At 58.0% G+C, this 11,803-nt stretch carries 12 protein-coding genes and 1 pseudogene; 6 read left to right on the top strand and 7 right to left on the bottom strand.

Annotated elements, in window-relative coordinates:
* The 7 genes and pseudogenes from Q0C48_RS05715 to pilM form a co-directional block, all read right to left on the bottom strand.
* Positions 1–304, bottom strand: a pseudogene (locus tag Q0C48_RS05715) (3-dehydroquinate synthase); the annotation flags it as partial.
* Between the two features lie 104 nt (positions 305–408).
* Positions 409–948, bottom strand: coding sequence for a shikimate kinase (locus Q0C48_RS05710; RefSeq protein ID WP_291522360.1), 540 nt, complete (start codon positions 946–948; stop codon positions 409–411).
* A complete protein-coding gene (locus Q0C48_RS05705) occupies positions 945–3,305 on the bottom strand; it encodes a type IV pilus secretin PilQ (RefSeq protein WP_291522358.1) in 2,361 nt (786 codons plus the stop codon). Before Q0C48_RS05705 ends, Q0C48_RS05710 begins: the two co-directional genes overlap by 4 nt.
* Positions 3,306–3,349: 44 nt before the next feature.
* Positions 3,350–3,898 carry a pilus assembly protein PilP gene (locus Q0C48_RS05700; RefSeq protein ID WP_291522357.1) on the bottom strand — a complete coding sequence of 183 codons (549 nt, stop codon included), beginning with the start codon at positions 3,896–3,898 and terminating at the stop codon, positions 3,350–3,352.
* Entirely contained in the window at positions 3,895–4,548 is a 654-nt protein-coding gene (locus tag Q0C48_RS05695; protein ID WP_291522355.1) for a type 4a pilus biogenesis protein PilO, read from the bottom strand. Before Q0C48_RS05695 ends, Q0C48_RS05700 begins: the two co-directional genes overlap by 4 nt.
* A complete protein-coding gene (locus tag Q0C48_RS05690; protein WP_291522353.1) occupies positions 4,545–5,138 on the bottom strand; it encodes a PilN domain-containing protein in 594 nt (197 codons plus the stop codon). Before Q0C48_RS05690 ends, Q0C48_RS05695 begins: the two co-directional genes overlap by 4 nt.
* Positions 5,135–6,199 carry a type IV pilus assembly protein PilM gene (gene pilM, locus Q0C48_RS05685; protein ID WP_291522350.1) on the bottom strand — a complete coding sequence of 355 codons (1,065 nt, stop codon included), beginning with the start codon at positions 6,197–6,199 and terminating at the stop codon, positions 5,135–5,137. The genes Q0C48_RS05690 and pilM overlap by 4 nt, the downstream gene beginning before the upstream one ends.
* Before the next feature lie 223 nt (positions 6,200–6,422).
* Here pilM and tadA point away from each other — a divergent pair, with 223 nt between their 5' ends.
* The 6 genes from tadA to ilvN all read left to right on the top strand — a co-directional run bounded on the left by tadA (position 6,423) and on the right by ilvN (position 11,785).
* Complete coding sequence (gene tadA, locus Q0C48_RS05680) at positions 6,423–6,965, top strand: tRNA adenosine(34) deaminase TadA (RefSeq protein WP_291522348.1); 543 nt, start codon at positions 6,423–6,425, stop codon at positions 6,963–6,965.
* Positions 6,962–7,393 carry a secondary thiamine-phosphate synthase enzyme YjbQ gene (locus tag Q0C48_RS05675; RefSeq protein ID WP_291522347.1) on the top strand — a complete coding sequence of 144 codons (432 nt, stop codon included), beginning with the start codon at positions 6,962–6,964 and terminating at the stop codon, positions 7,391–7,393. Before tadA ends, Q0C48_RS05675 begins: the two co-directional genes overlap by 4 nt.
* Entirely contained in the window at positions 7,393–7,818 is a 426-nt protein-coding gene (locus tag Q0C48_RS05670) for a hypothetical protein (protein ID WP_291522345.1), read from the top strand. Before Q0C48_RS05675 ends, Q0C48_RS05670 begins: the two co-directional genes overlap by 1 nt.
* A gap of 62 nt (positions 7,819–7,880) precedes the next feature.
* Positions 7,881–9,419: a DNA mismatch repair protein MutS gene (locus tag Q0C48_RS05665; protein ID WP_291522343.1), complete on the top strand. Its 1,539-nt coding sequence runs from the start codon at positions 7,881–7,883 to the stop codon at positions 9,417–9,419.
* Positions 9,420–9,548: 129 nt separating this feature from the next.
* Positions 9,549–11,294: a biosynthetic-type acetolactate synthase large subunit gene (gene ilvB / locus Q0C48_RS05660; protein WP_291522341.1), complete on the top strand. Its 1,746-nt coding sequence runs from the start codon at positions 9,549–9,551 to the stop codon at positions 11,292–11,294.
* Between the two features lie 5 nt (positions 11,295–11,299).
* The gene (gene ilvN, locus Q0C48_RS05655; RefSeq protein ID WP_291522339.1) at positions 11,300–11,785 is read left to right on the top strand and encodes an acetolactate synthase small subunit; all 486 of its coding nucleotides are present in this window, start codon (positions 11,300–11,302) and stop codon (positions 11,783–11,785) included.
* The last annotated feature ends 18 nt before the right edge of the window (positions 11,786–11,803 follow it).

Genomic DNA, 11,803 nt, shown 5'->3' with positions numbered 1-11,803 from the left:
GGGCGCAGAGGGTGCAGCCACGGCCGTAACCTGCGCTCAGCAGGCGCCCGGTGATTTCTTGGATATTCGCGAGAGATTTGCTCTCCTCGCCGGCCGGCAGGATGATGACCAGCAAGTCTTTTTCGAGTTTCTGCAGGGTTTTTTGCAGCGTCTCCAGATAGAGTGGAGCGACATTGCTGTCCGTGATAATCGCGACCGGACCTTTGCTCAGGGCGGGAGCGAAAAGAGTCGGATCGGAGAGGATGCCGGTGCTTATGTGGATGGGGTAACTGCGCGGACCCAGATCGACGCGAAGACTATGCATAATGTTTACTCTTATAGACCGATTTATACCCCATTGTTGTGGTTCTTTTACGTTGAGGCAAGTGCACCGCCGTCATTGCGGCCGTTCTGAGCTTGTTTGACCGGCTATCCCCGTGTAGGGATTTGCCCCGCCCGCTGTTGGAGATGTCGCAGTATCCGGCGCAAGACCTGATCCGAGCGCAGACCATCTCCCAGTACCCGCCAGTGCGCGGTCTCCTGATAAAGCGCATTACGCTGCCCGGCAAGGGTCTGTAGCCGTGTATTGAGGTCGGTATTTTGCAGCAGGGGACGGTTGCGGTCATGGCGGATACGTTTGAGCTGCTCGTCGACACTAACATCCAGATAGATGACCCTGCCCATGCGTCGCAAATGATGGCGATTAGCCGGGTCGAGTATGGCGCCGCCGCCGGTGGCCAGTACGATCGGCTCACTCCGGGTGGAGAGATCGGCGATGATTTTGCGCTCCCGCTCGCGGAAACCCGATTCCCCCTCAATCTCGAAAATAGTGGGTATACCTACACCGGTATGGCTGACAATGAGTGCGTCGCTATCCACATAAGGAAGGCGCAAACGGGCGGCCAGAAGCCGCCCTATGGTCGATTTACCCGATCCCATGGGACCGATGAGGATAATACTTCTGGTCATTGCCCGAGATTAGCGCTACCAGGTGACCCCCCCAGGCCATCTGGGGCATCGCCGCCAATCACCTTGGGGGTCAGAAAAACCAGCAATTCCGTTTTCGCCACATTGTTGATATGGCTCTTGAAGAGCCAGCCCAGTAGGGGAATATCCCTGAGCAATGGAACACCGGTTTCGTTCTGGGTGGTCGAGTCGGTGTAAATGCCGCCGATGACCACCGTCTGCCCATTATTAACCAGCAGCTTGGTTTTGACCTGCTGGGTATCAATGGGAATGCCGGAAGGCAGGGCCTGAGCGTAGTTGGGCTGGTCATTACGCGCATCCACATCCAGGGTAATCTTGCCGTTGGGCGAGATGTGCGGCGTGACGTCCAGGCTGAGCACCGCTTTCTTGAAGGATACTGACGTTGCACCGCTGCTGGTGGATTGCTGATAGGGGATTTCCTGACCCTGTTCGATGACCGCCTTTTCGTTGTCCTGGGTGAGGACTTTGGGGCTGGAGATAATCTTGGCGCGGTTGTTCGCTTGCAGTGCCTGTAATTGCAGATTCAGGATGCGATTGCCAGCGGCGGTGCCCAGAGCAAAGCCCAGCGATGCTGGATTGGTGCCCGCGAGGGCGCTGCCTGCGGTGGAGGGCGTCAGGTTTACCAGTGCCGGGGTGGTGAAGCCGGTTCCGCTGGTGGTGGAAGTTCCAGACATCGGGTAGGAGCCACCCTGTGTCGATGTAACCCCCGTACCACCAGTACCCGACAGGTTGACGACGCCACCGCCGCCGCCGCCGGTATAGGTTCCGCCCCACTGTACACCGAGGGACTGTGCGGCATTGGTAGTGATCTGCACAATGCGCGCTTCAATCAGTACCTGCGGGACCGGACGATCGATTTTAGTGATCAGGTTTTTGATGTTGGTAATATCCTGCGGGGTGTCACGGACCAGCAAGCTGTTGGTGCGGGTTACTACCGCTACCGAGCCGCGTGGACCGAGCAACGAGTTGCCAATAAGGCTGGAGCTCGGAATGCCCAATGCACTGGCCAGAGCGGCATTCTGTGCGGGATTCATGCTCATGCCATTGTCGGCCCCTGCAACTCCGGGTTGCTGGTTTTGATCGAAACCCTGCAGCAGCGAGGCAATCTGCGAGGCTTTTGCATATTTGATCTGGATCAGTTCCGTCTCCAGCGGTTCGAGCTTGCGCTTACTGGCAGCGGCCTTCAGTTGCGCCTCTTCCTGACTGGTAATCTGGTTGGCCGGAGCCACCCAGAGAATGTTGCCGATATGTTTTACCGCCAGACCCTGAGACTCCAGAATCACTTGCAGGGCTTGTTCCCACGGCTCGTTCTTGAGGCGGATGGAAAGACTGCCGGTCACATTGTTAGAGACGACTATATTCTGATGGGTAAAGTCGGCAATGACCTGCAGGGCATCGCGCACGCTGATGTTCTGGAAGTCCATACTCAGGCGCGCACCGGCGTCGGGATTGCTGTCTGCCTCAGTGGTTTTGGGATGTACATCAATCAACGTGTGTTGCCCCAGTTGGTAGGCCGAGTACTCGTAAGGACCGTGAATGGCAAACACCAGCCGGGTGTTGCGCCCCAGCGGGTAACCGTCCACATACTGAACCGGGGTGCCGAACTGGCTGACCCCGAAGCGGTGAGTATAGCTGGACGGAATGCCCGTGTCTTTGAGCTCGACGATGAGGGCGCCATTCTCACGAGTGACGTTCATCTGCGGTTGCGGGCCGGAGATGGAAAGATTCAGAACCCCACCACCGTCCTTACCACGCGTAAAACTCAGATCGTTGATTTGTGTGCCGGAAGTGATGGCTGGGGCGGGCACGGGCGGCGCAGAGGTTACGGGGACCTCTGTCGTGCTGCTGGTCGGTATGCTCGCCATGGCCAACGCTGGTGCCGTTGCGGCTTTACTTTGATCGGCTACCAGGGCAAGCCGATAACCGCCGGGCGCCGGCTCCATCATGATCGCCTGCGGTGACTTCAGCAGCAGATCAAGGCGGGCGTGATGACCAACATTTTCGGTGAGCACATTCTGCACGGCGCCGCTGCCGGCGACGGTACCCACGGAGGCCAGGAAGTGGGCGTCACTGAAGTCGATGCGCACCCGATAACCGCCATTCAGGGTGTTCACGTCGTAGGCAGGGCGGCTGTCACTGCGGATCAGGAACACCGTACCATGCTGATCCGCTACTGGCGTAACGCTGCTGATCAGACTCTCGGCCCAGGCGGTGCCGGAGCTCAGGCAGAGCGTTGCCGCGATGATGGCAATGGTTGCTGGCCTCAGTACCGGAGGGCGGGACTGCCGGCTTGCAGTGACACTGCGGATGTGGCGGACGGTATTGGATGCTGTGCTCATCTTTTCGCTATCCTCTGTATTCTTTGGGGTTAGGCAAGTCATGTTCAGTTGCCGTTTTGCATCTGCAAAACAGTCTGTTCTTTCTGAAATCCGCCGAAGGCGTTGGGCATGTATTGTTCGACGGTGACCGACCGCTTCGTCATGCCGTCATCAATGCGCACGATGCGACCATTATGGGTGCCAATGTAGCTGCCGATCGTCGCGCGATAGATTTTTTTATCCGGCGCAAGGACTACGGCCCAGAGCTTGCCCTGGTTATCCCGGACAAGGCCGGTTACGCTCAGGCTGGAAAGGGCGTATTTTTCCAGCGGCTGGACGGGTCCATGACTGGCGGGACGTGGTCCGCTACTGGCGGCAGCAGCTTCCTTGCGCAACAGCAGCTCTGAGAAGCTCGTGAAGGGGTCACGGTTGAGCGGATTCTCATAAGCTTTTGGCGCGTAGGCGGGGGGCTTGGGCAGTGGTGTAATGTGCGTGTTGCTTTTCGGGCCATCGGCGACAAAAGCCTGAAGATGGCTGAGGTTGTCAGCGTCCGAGCAACCGCCCAGCAGCGCCATGCCGGTAAGCATCATCATGATACTGAGAGAGCGTTTCATGGCTTGCCCCCGTCCTTGTTTTGAGCATCGGCACTGTCACTGCCGTCCAGATAGTGATAAGTAGTTGCCGTGCATTGCATCACCAGTTTCTGGGCGGCCTGTGCCTTGGCGATATTGGTTGCACCCGCATCAGGCATCCGGGCAATGTCGATATTGTTGATGGTGACAATGCGGGGCATGGCGGCGACCGCAGCGGCGAAGCGCCCGATATCACTGTAGGTACCAACCACTTTAAGCTTGACCGGTATCTTCGCGTAGAAGTTTTTGTTGACCTCGCCGGTAGGCTGGAAGAGTTCAAAGTCCAGCCCGCGGCTGCGTCCTGCCAGAGTCACATCATCCAGCAAAGAAGGGATCTGGGTGCGATTGGGCAACTGCTGCAGAAAGTCCTGGAAACGCCGATTCATCTCCCTGATCTGAGCCTGGTAGGCGGGCAGGGAGGCGGCCAGCATTTGCTTTTGCCGCACCTGGATCTTCAGGCTACCTTCCTGGGTTTTTAGTTGATTGTACAGGTTATTTTCTGGTGAAATGAACTCAAACCAAGCCAGGATACCGAGAACCAGGACGATGATGGCGACGACGATGAGCTTGGTTTTGACCGGCCAACGGATGACGTCATCGATTTGCAGGTTGCGGAATTCATCAAAGGTCATGGCTGTGTATCCTTATTCTGCGCGGATGCGCCACTTTTATTCGCGGCAGTTGGCGTACGGATGCTCATCTGCAGCGTGAATTGCCCCACCTCTTCATTACCTAGCCTGGATTTACTGATGATATTCAGTTCTGGCTTCTCAAAAATCTTTGAGGCTTCAATGTTGCGCATAAATGCCGCGACCTGATCATTCGCCTGGGAATAGCCGTCGACGGTAATAGCGTTGCCCACCTGTTTGAGGTGGGTCAGGAACACGCCGTTGGGCGTAACGCTGGCCAGGGTGTTGAAGAGACGCACTACCATATCCCGCTGGTCTTGCAGGTCGGTGATGATGCCTTCACGGGCGAGCAGTTGATCACGTTTCTTACGCAGGTCGGCAATGGACGCGATTTTTTTGTCCAGTTGGGTGGTGACGTTCTGCAGATATTGCACTTTTTTCTGCTCAGCAGAGACGCGCGCACTGAAAATGCTGTAAATACCGTAGTAGAACAGGGCGGCCAGCAACAGGATGCCGACGAGAGCTAGCGCCAAAAGCTGGCTGCGCCGGGTGCGCTGGGCCTCCCGATAGGGCAGTAGGTTGATACGGATCATGCCGGAATCCTCCTTAACGCCAGCCCGCAGGCAACAGCCAGAGACGATCGGTCTGCATCCATAAAGCGACGACTGATCTGAGGAGCCATTTCCATGCCCACAAAAGGATCAGGCACGTAAACCGGAAAGTTCACGAGCTGGCGCAATTGTTCGGCAAGTTGCGGAATCCGGGCTCCGACACCAAAGAGATGCACCGATCCCGCCGGAATGTCCGGCATGCTGGCCTGAAAGAAATCCAGGGAGCGAAACAGTTCCTGTGCCATGCTCCGGGCAAAGGGGCTGAGCACATCACGCCCATATTCCGGCGGTAATCCGCCGAAGCGCTCCATGCGTTGTGCGTCGTTGATGTCGAGGCCATAGCGGCGCTGGATTTCTTCAATCAGACGACTGAGGCCAAAATTATGTTCACGGGAGTAAACCGGATGACCTTCCTGAAAGACGTAAATATTCGTGGTGGCGCTACCCATCTCCACCAGGACGACCGCTCCGCCCGGGATGTTGCGTTCCTGTGGAGACACTCTGGCGAGGTGCTCATGCAATAACCAGAGCGCAAAAGGCTTGACGTCAATAATTCTGGGCTTGAGGCCCGCCTCTTCAAGCACCGCAGCGCGGTCTTCGACGGCTTCTTTTTTGCACGCCACCAGCAATATATGGTTATACCCTTTTCTGATGGCGTCCGGCCCAAGCACCGCGAAATCAAAATTGACGGCATCAATGCTGTAGGGAATGTACTGGCCACTTTCAAAGCGAATCTGCTCTTCTATAGCCACTTCATCCAAATCGCCCGGAAGCGATATGACCTTGACGATGGCCGTATTGGCCGGCAAAGCGGTCGCCACGGCCTTGGTCCGGATGCGGGATCGTTCAAGAATGGTGCGCAGCGCACGCCTGACCGCTTCAGCGTCCTGGATGTCGCGATCATTGACGGCGCCTGGCGGAAGCGTCTCGGAGTCTGCGTGTTCGACGCGAAGCTTCCCTCGGGACTGCGAGAGTTCAACGAGTTTTACCGCGTCCGGACTAATATCCAGGCCGAGCAAAGGAGGACTTGGTAAGCGCAGCACGTTTACTCCCTTTTTTTTAGTCTGACAAATATTACATCAATGCGGTTTGCAAAAAAGCAACAACAGTTGCGCAAAGTACGAGGTCTTTGGGCAAGTGAGGGAGAAATTAGTAGCATTCCCGATTCTGTCAAGGCGGGCAGCAGCGGAAATTGTTACAATGCGCCCGGAATCCGGTGGCGCTGCGAGAGCATCCGGCTTTTAGTGAGGTGAATTGAGGAGTTCCATGACATTGACAGAAGCGGATTTTGATCCCCGGGACGTGGCGTGGATGACGCTGGCGCTGGACTACGCGGCGCGGGCGGCGGGGCACGGTGAGGTGCCAGTGGGGGCTGTTCTGGTGGATGCGGACGGGCATCTGCTGGCGGCGGCGCACAATATGCCGGTGCAGGAACACGACCCCAGCGCCCATGCAGAAGTGCGCGTGTTGCGTTTGGCGGCACGCTCCCAGCAAAACTACCGGCTGACTGGGACGACCCTCTATGTCACGCTGGAACCCTGTGTGATGTGTGCGGGGGCACTGCTGCATGCGCGGGTAGGGCGGCTCGTATATGGTGCTACCGACCCCAAAGCGGGCGCGGTGGAAAGTCTTTACCATCTGCTGGAAGATGATCGATTAAATCACCGTATCATAGCGCAGGGCGGTTTACTGGCGGCGTCATCCGCGATTTTGCTAAGGGATTTTTTTCAGGTACGACGGCGCGTTAAGCGGGCAGGAAAGGCACGTTTCACCGGGACCGGGGCTGCTGAGCAGGAGGAAGGGGAATGAAGCAGTACAGTGGTGAATGGCAGATGAACAATGGCGGGCGCGGACTATATGAACTCACTCAGAAATTGCAGGAGTGGTTACGGGAGGCGAGTGCCAAGGAGGGATGGGTGAATCTCTTCGTCCCCCACACTTCAGCCAGTCTGTTGCTGCAGGAAAACGCCGATCCGGATGTGCAAAGAGATATTCTTGATTATTTTGCACGCTTGGTTCCCGATGGTGATGCCGGTTTTCGTCATTGCAATGAAGGGCCGGATGATATGTCGGCGCACCTGCGCAGTGCGCTGACCCAGAATAGTCTGATCATTCCGGTGCGGGAGGGGCGGGCGGCGCTGGGGGTCTGGCAGGGGGTTTTTCTGTTTGAACACCGGCTGCGGCCAGTCAGCCGCCGGGTGCTGGTCAGTTTTCAGGGCGTTGTGGAGGCGGTCTGATGTCGGAATTTATGACGTTATACAACGGGATGCTGCGCGGCATTCGGGACTGGGCGCGCTGGGACGATTTTCAGAAAACCCTTGCGGAACAGTCGGATAATGGCTGGTATGTGTACTTCGTCGGGGTAAATTTTCCACAGGCGCCGCTGGATGCGGCGACCTTCCGCAAGGTGTTGGGCGCGATCGATGTGCTGTTGCATCACGACCACAAAGAGAAATATCTCGGCATCGTCTATGTGGATGATTTTGAATATCCGCAACTGATCAAGATTTACGATCCCAACAATTTGGGAGCGTCTTGTGGCAGCAGCGGAAAAGTGGTTCCGGCTGGCTGGATACTCTCCCGGGACCCCCCCGAACCTTTGGGGGAGTTTGTGGTGCCCGAAGGCCGCAAGCGCTGGTGGCGGGAAATTTTCCAAAACTGATTGGGTTGGCATTATCGCCCGGCCTTTTGTACCCTTGGGCGAACCAACCATCAGGAACACCCATGGAAGCTGACCTCAAGCCCCTGGAATTCGAGGGCATCCGCCGGTTGCTCGAAAAACTCTGCGCGACGCCCTTTGGGGCCGATGCGGCGCGCAATCTTGCACCCGCCCCCACACCGGCTGTCGCCCGCCAGTTGCAGGCGGCCATTACCGCCGCCCGCTTTGGTCTGGAGTCGGGCGAGGGGCCGATCCTCCCGGAGCTGCCGGATGTGCGAGCCGCCATCCGCCAGGTGGCCTCTCCCGGTGCTGCGCTGGCAGGCACCGCCTTTCGTAATCTCGCGCTGGTGCTGCGTGTCGGTGCGCAGTTGCGTCCTTATGTGGAGAAGCGCCCCGCGCTTTTGCCCGCCGGACCGGAGCATCTGGACGCGGCAGCGGACCTGCTGCCGCGGATTGACGCTGTTCTGATGCCCAACGGCAGTATGCGCGAAGATGGTAATGATACCCTGCGCCAGTTGCATGGTGAGCTGAAGACGGAGCGCCAGCAGATTCAGAAAACCCTGCAGGGGCATCTGCGTGCGCCGGGAGCGAAGGTCCACTGGTCCGGCCAGCGCGCCTGCGTGCATTTGCCCGATGGGGCAGTGGACAATATTCGCGGTGTGCGGCGCGGCACAGGTCCGGGTGGGCACGGCACTCTGGTTGAGCCGATGGAGATGGTGGCGGGCAATAACCATCTGGAAAAGCTCGCTGGCCGTATCGATCAGGAAAACCAGGCCATCCTTCGCGCCCTCAGTGATGCCGCGCGCGCGCGTCTGAACGGCCTGCAGCATCTGGTGGAGTCACTCACCTGGCTGGATCTGGCCATCGCGGGTGCGCAACTGTCCATCCATCTGCACGGCAAAGCGGCGGAGATGGTGGATGAGCCGGTGCTGGTACTGGAAGAGGCATATCACCCGCAACTGCTCCTCGCCTATGCGGAGAAGCGAGGTCCGCAGCCCAAACCGCTCTCCGTGCATATTGATGCCGAGTGCCCGATTCTGGTGGTGACCGGACCAAACACCGGTGGTAAGAGTGTCTCGCTGAAGACGGTTGGATTGCTCACGGTGATGGCCCATTGCGGCTTGCATATCCCGGTAAACGGGCGCGCCGTGGTCGGTAACTTTACCCGTATTTTTGTCGACATGGGTGACCCGCAGAGTGTAGCCTTTGCGTTGTCCACCTATTCTGGGCATGTAGAGGTCCTCAAAAGACTGCTCACGGAAGCCGATGACCACACGCTGATCCTGCTGGATGAGCTGGGTACCGGCACCGACCCGGAAGAGGGGGCGGCGCTGGCGATGGCGGTGCTCGATCATCTGGCGGGACGCGGGGTGCGGGGTATGGTGACCACCCATCTCACACCGCTCAAGGCCTTTGCTGATACCCACTCCTGCCTGCGTAACGCCTCCATGCGCTTTGATCAGGAGCGGCTGGAACCCACCTATGAGCTGCAGATCGGGGTGCCGGGGCGTTCCATGGGGCTGGTCATCGCGGCTCGGCGAGGGCTGCCCGAGGAGCTGGTCAGCAAGGCACGGGGTTATCTGGAGTCCCTGCACAGCCACTAGGCCAGAAAGCTGGGTGCCGCGGTGTACCATAGATGACGATCCATATGTGCCAAGGCATTTTTATTTGACCTCGCCACAAAAAATGTCTAGCTTTCTGCGCTGATACTTTATTCCCTGAGGAGTACGACGATGACGTCCCCGACGACTACGCAAGATCGCCCAAGTCCCGAGCTGGAAACAGAAGAGCTGACGGGTGCGGGGATTGTAGTCCGTGCGTTGCGTGATGAAGGTGTAGAATATGTTTTCGGCTATCCGGGCGGCGCTGTGCTCTACATTTACGACGAGCTGGCGCAGCAGGATGCCGTCAGGCACATCCTCGTGCGCCATGAGCAAGCAGCGGTGCATGCAGCGGATGCCTATTCCCGGGTCACCGGCAAGGTGGGTGTGGCGCTGGTCACCAGCGGGCCGGGTGCCACCAATGCGGTGACCGGTATTGCCACGGCGTATATGGACTCGGTGCCCATGGTGGTGATCACCGGGCAGGTGCCCGTTGCGCTCATCGGCAATGACGCCTTTCAGGAAGTGGATACGGTAGGTATTACGCGCCCCTGTACGAAGCATAATTTTTTGGTGAAGGATGTCCGCGATCTGGCGAGCACCCTGAAGACGGCTTTTTATCTGGCGGCGACGGGGCGGCCCGGACCGGTGCTGGTAGACATCCCCAGGGACATTACCAGCCACAAAACCCATTATCACTACCCGGAAAAAATCAGTCTGCGCTCCTACAAACCGACGGTGAAAGGCCATCCTGGGCAGGTGCGTAAAGCCATGCAACTCATTACCAGTGCGCAGCGGCCGATGTTCTATACCGGCGGCGGTATTGTCCTCGGTAACGCCTCCGCGGAATTGCGCAAACTGGTGCGCACGCTGGGCGCACCCATTACCCATACCCTCATGGGACTGGGCGCTTATCCGGCATCGGATCGCCAGTTCCTTGGAATGCTGGGCATGCACGGCACCTATGAAGCCAATATGGCGGTGCAGCACTGTGACGTGCTGGTGGCCCTGGGGGCGCGTTTTGACGACCGCGTCACGGGTAACCTCGCCAAATTTGCGCCACACGCGCGGATTGTGCATGTGGACGTCGATCCGTCCTCCATCTCCAAGAATGTGCGGGTGGATGTGCCTGTCGTCGGCGATTTGCAGCAGGTACTGCTGGAGATGAATCAGGTGCTGGCGGAGAGCGATCAGCGCAATGATCCCCAGGCGATGCAGGCGTGGTGGGCACAAATTGAGGAATGGCGGCAGCGTGGTTGCCTGCACTACAAGCAGGACGATCGCATCATCAAGCCGCAGTTTGTGGTGCAGAAACTTTATGAACTGACGGGAGGTAACGCCATCGTTACCTCGGATGTGGGACAGCACCAGATGTGGGCGGCGCAGTTTTATGGTTTCGACCGGCCACGGCGTTGGGTCAACAGCGGTGGACTGGGTACCATGGGCTTCGGGCTCCCGGCGGCCATGGGCGCGCAGGTCGCCGAACCGGATTCGACGGTGGTCTGTATTACGGGCGATGGCAGCATCCAGATGAATATTCAGGAGTTGTCCACCTGTCTGCAGCATCATTTGCCTGTCAAGGTGGCATGTCTCAACAATCATTATCTGGGGATGGTGCGGCAGTGGCAGGAGTTCTTCTATGAGAATCGTTACGCCATGAGTTATGTGGATGCCCTGCCGGACTTCGTCAAATTGGCCGAAGCCTACGGCCATATCGGCCTGCGCGCGGATACGCCCGCCGATGTGGAGCCGGTGATCCGTGAGGCACTGCGCCTTAAAGATCGCATGGTGTTCATGGACTTCCAGGTGGACCCGCAGGAAAACGTCTACCCCATGGTGCCCGCGGGTGCGGCCCTCTCTGAAATGATTCTGGTGTAGCCCCCATGCGCCATATCATCTCTATCTTGCTGGAAAATGAAGCGGGCGCCTTGTCACGAGTGGCAGGGCTGTTCTCAGCGCGTGGTTATAACATTGAAGCGATGACCGTCGCGCCGACCCACGATCCGAGTATCTCGCGGATGACCGTGGCCACCCGTGGCTCCGAAGAGATCATGGAGCAGGTCCTCAAGCAGTTGAATAAGCTCGTGGAGGTCATTCGCGTGCAGGACCTGACAGAGGGCCCACATATTGAGCGGGAGCTGATGCTTATCAAGGTCCATGCTGTGGGGCCGGATCGTGAGGAAGTCAAAAGGCTGTCGGATATTTTCCGGGGGCGCATCATTGATGTGACGGACCGCTCCTACACCATGGAGCTGACCGGTACTGGCGAGAAGCTGGATGCCTTTATCCATGCTCTGGACCCCGGTATGGTCATTGAAGTAGTACGCAGCGGTGCCAGCGCCATCAGCCGTGGTGCCAAGGCGATATAAGTAATAAACGTTGTTTTG

The sequence above is a fragment of the Acidithiobacillus sp. genome (genome assembly GCF_023255755.1).
Taxonomy (GTDB): domain Bacteria; phylum Pseudomonadota; class Gammaproteobacteria; order Acidithiobacillales; family Acidithiobacillaceae; genus Acidithiobacillus.
This window is presented reverse-complemented; position numbering and strand designations above follow the sequence as displayed.

Coding starts and splice junctions, on each gene's coding strand:
- Q0C48_RS05710 (WP_291522360.1), bottom strand. CDS start 948: ATGACCAGAAGTATTATCCTCATCGGTCCCATGGGATCGGGTAAATCG.
- Q0C48_RS05705 (WP_291522358.1), bottom strand. CDS start 3,305: ATGAGCACAGCATCCAATACCGTCCGCCACATCCGCAGTGTCACTGCA.
- Q0C48_RS05700 (WP_291522357.1), bottom strand. CDS start 3,898: ATGAAACGCTCTCTCAGTATCATGATGATGCTTACCGGCATGGCGCTG.
- Q0C48_RS05695 (WP_291522355.1), bottom strand. CDS start 4,548: ATGACCTTTGATGAATTCCGCAACCTGCAAATCGATGACGTCATCCGT.
- Q0C48_RS05690 (WP_291522353.1), bottom strand. CDS start 5,138: ATGATCCGTATCAACCTACTGCCCTATCGGGAGGCCCAGCGCACCCGG.
- tadA (WP_291522348.1), top strand. CDS start 6,423: ATGACATTGACAGAAGCGGATTTTGATCCCCGGGACGTGGCGTGGATG.
- Q0C48_RS05675 (WP_291522347.1), top strand. CDS start 6,962: ATGAAGCAGTACAGTGGTGAATGGCAGATGAACAATGGCGGGCGCGGA.
- Q0C48_RS05670 (WP_291522345.1), top strand. CDS start 7,393: ATGTCGGAATTTATGACGTTATACAACGGGATGCTGCGCGGCATTCGG.
- Q0C48_RS05665 (WP_291522343.1), top strand. CDS start 7,881: ATGGAAGCTGACCTCAAGCCCCTGGAATTCGAGGGCATCCGCCGGTTG.
- ilvB (WP_291522341.1), top strand. CDS start 9,549: ATGACGTCCCCGACGACTACGCAAGATCGCCCAAGTCCCGAGCTGGAA.
- ilvN (WP_291522339.1), top strand. CDS start 11,300: ATGCGCCATATCATCTCTATCTTGCTGGAAAATGAAGCGGGCGCCTTG.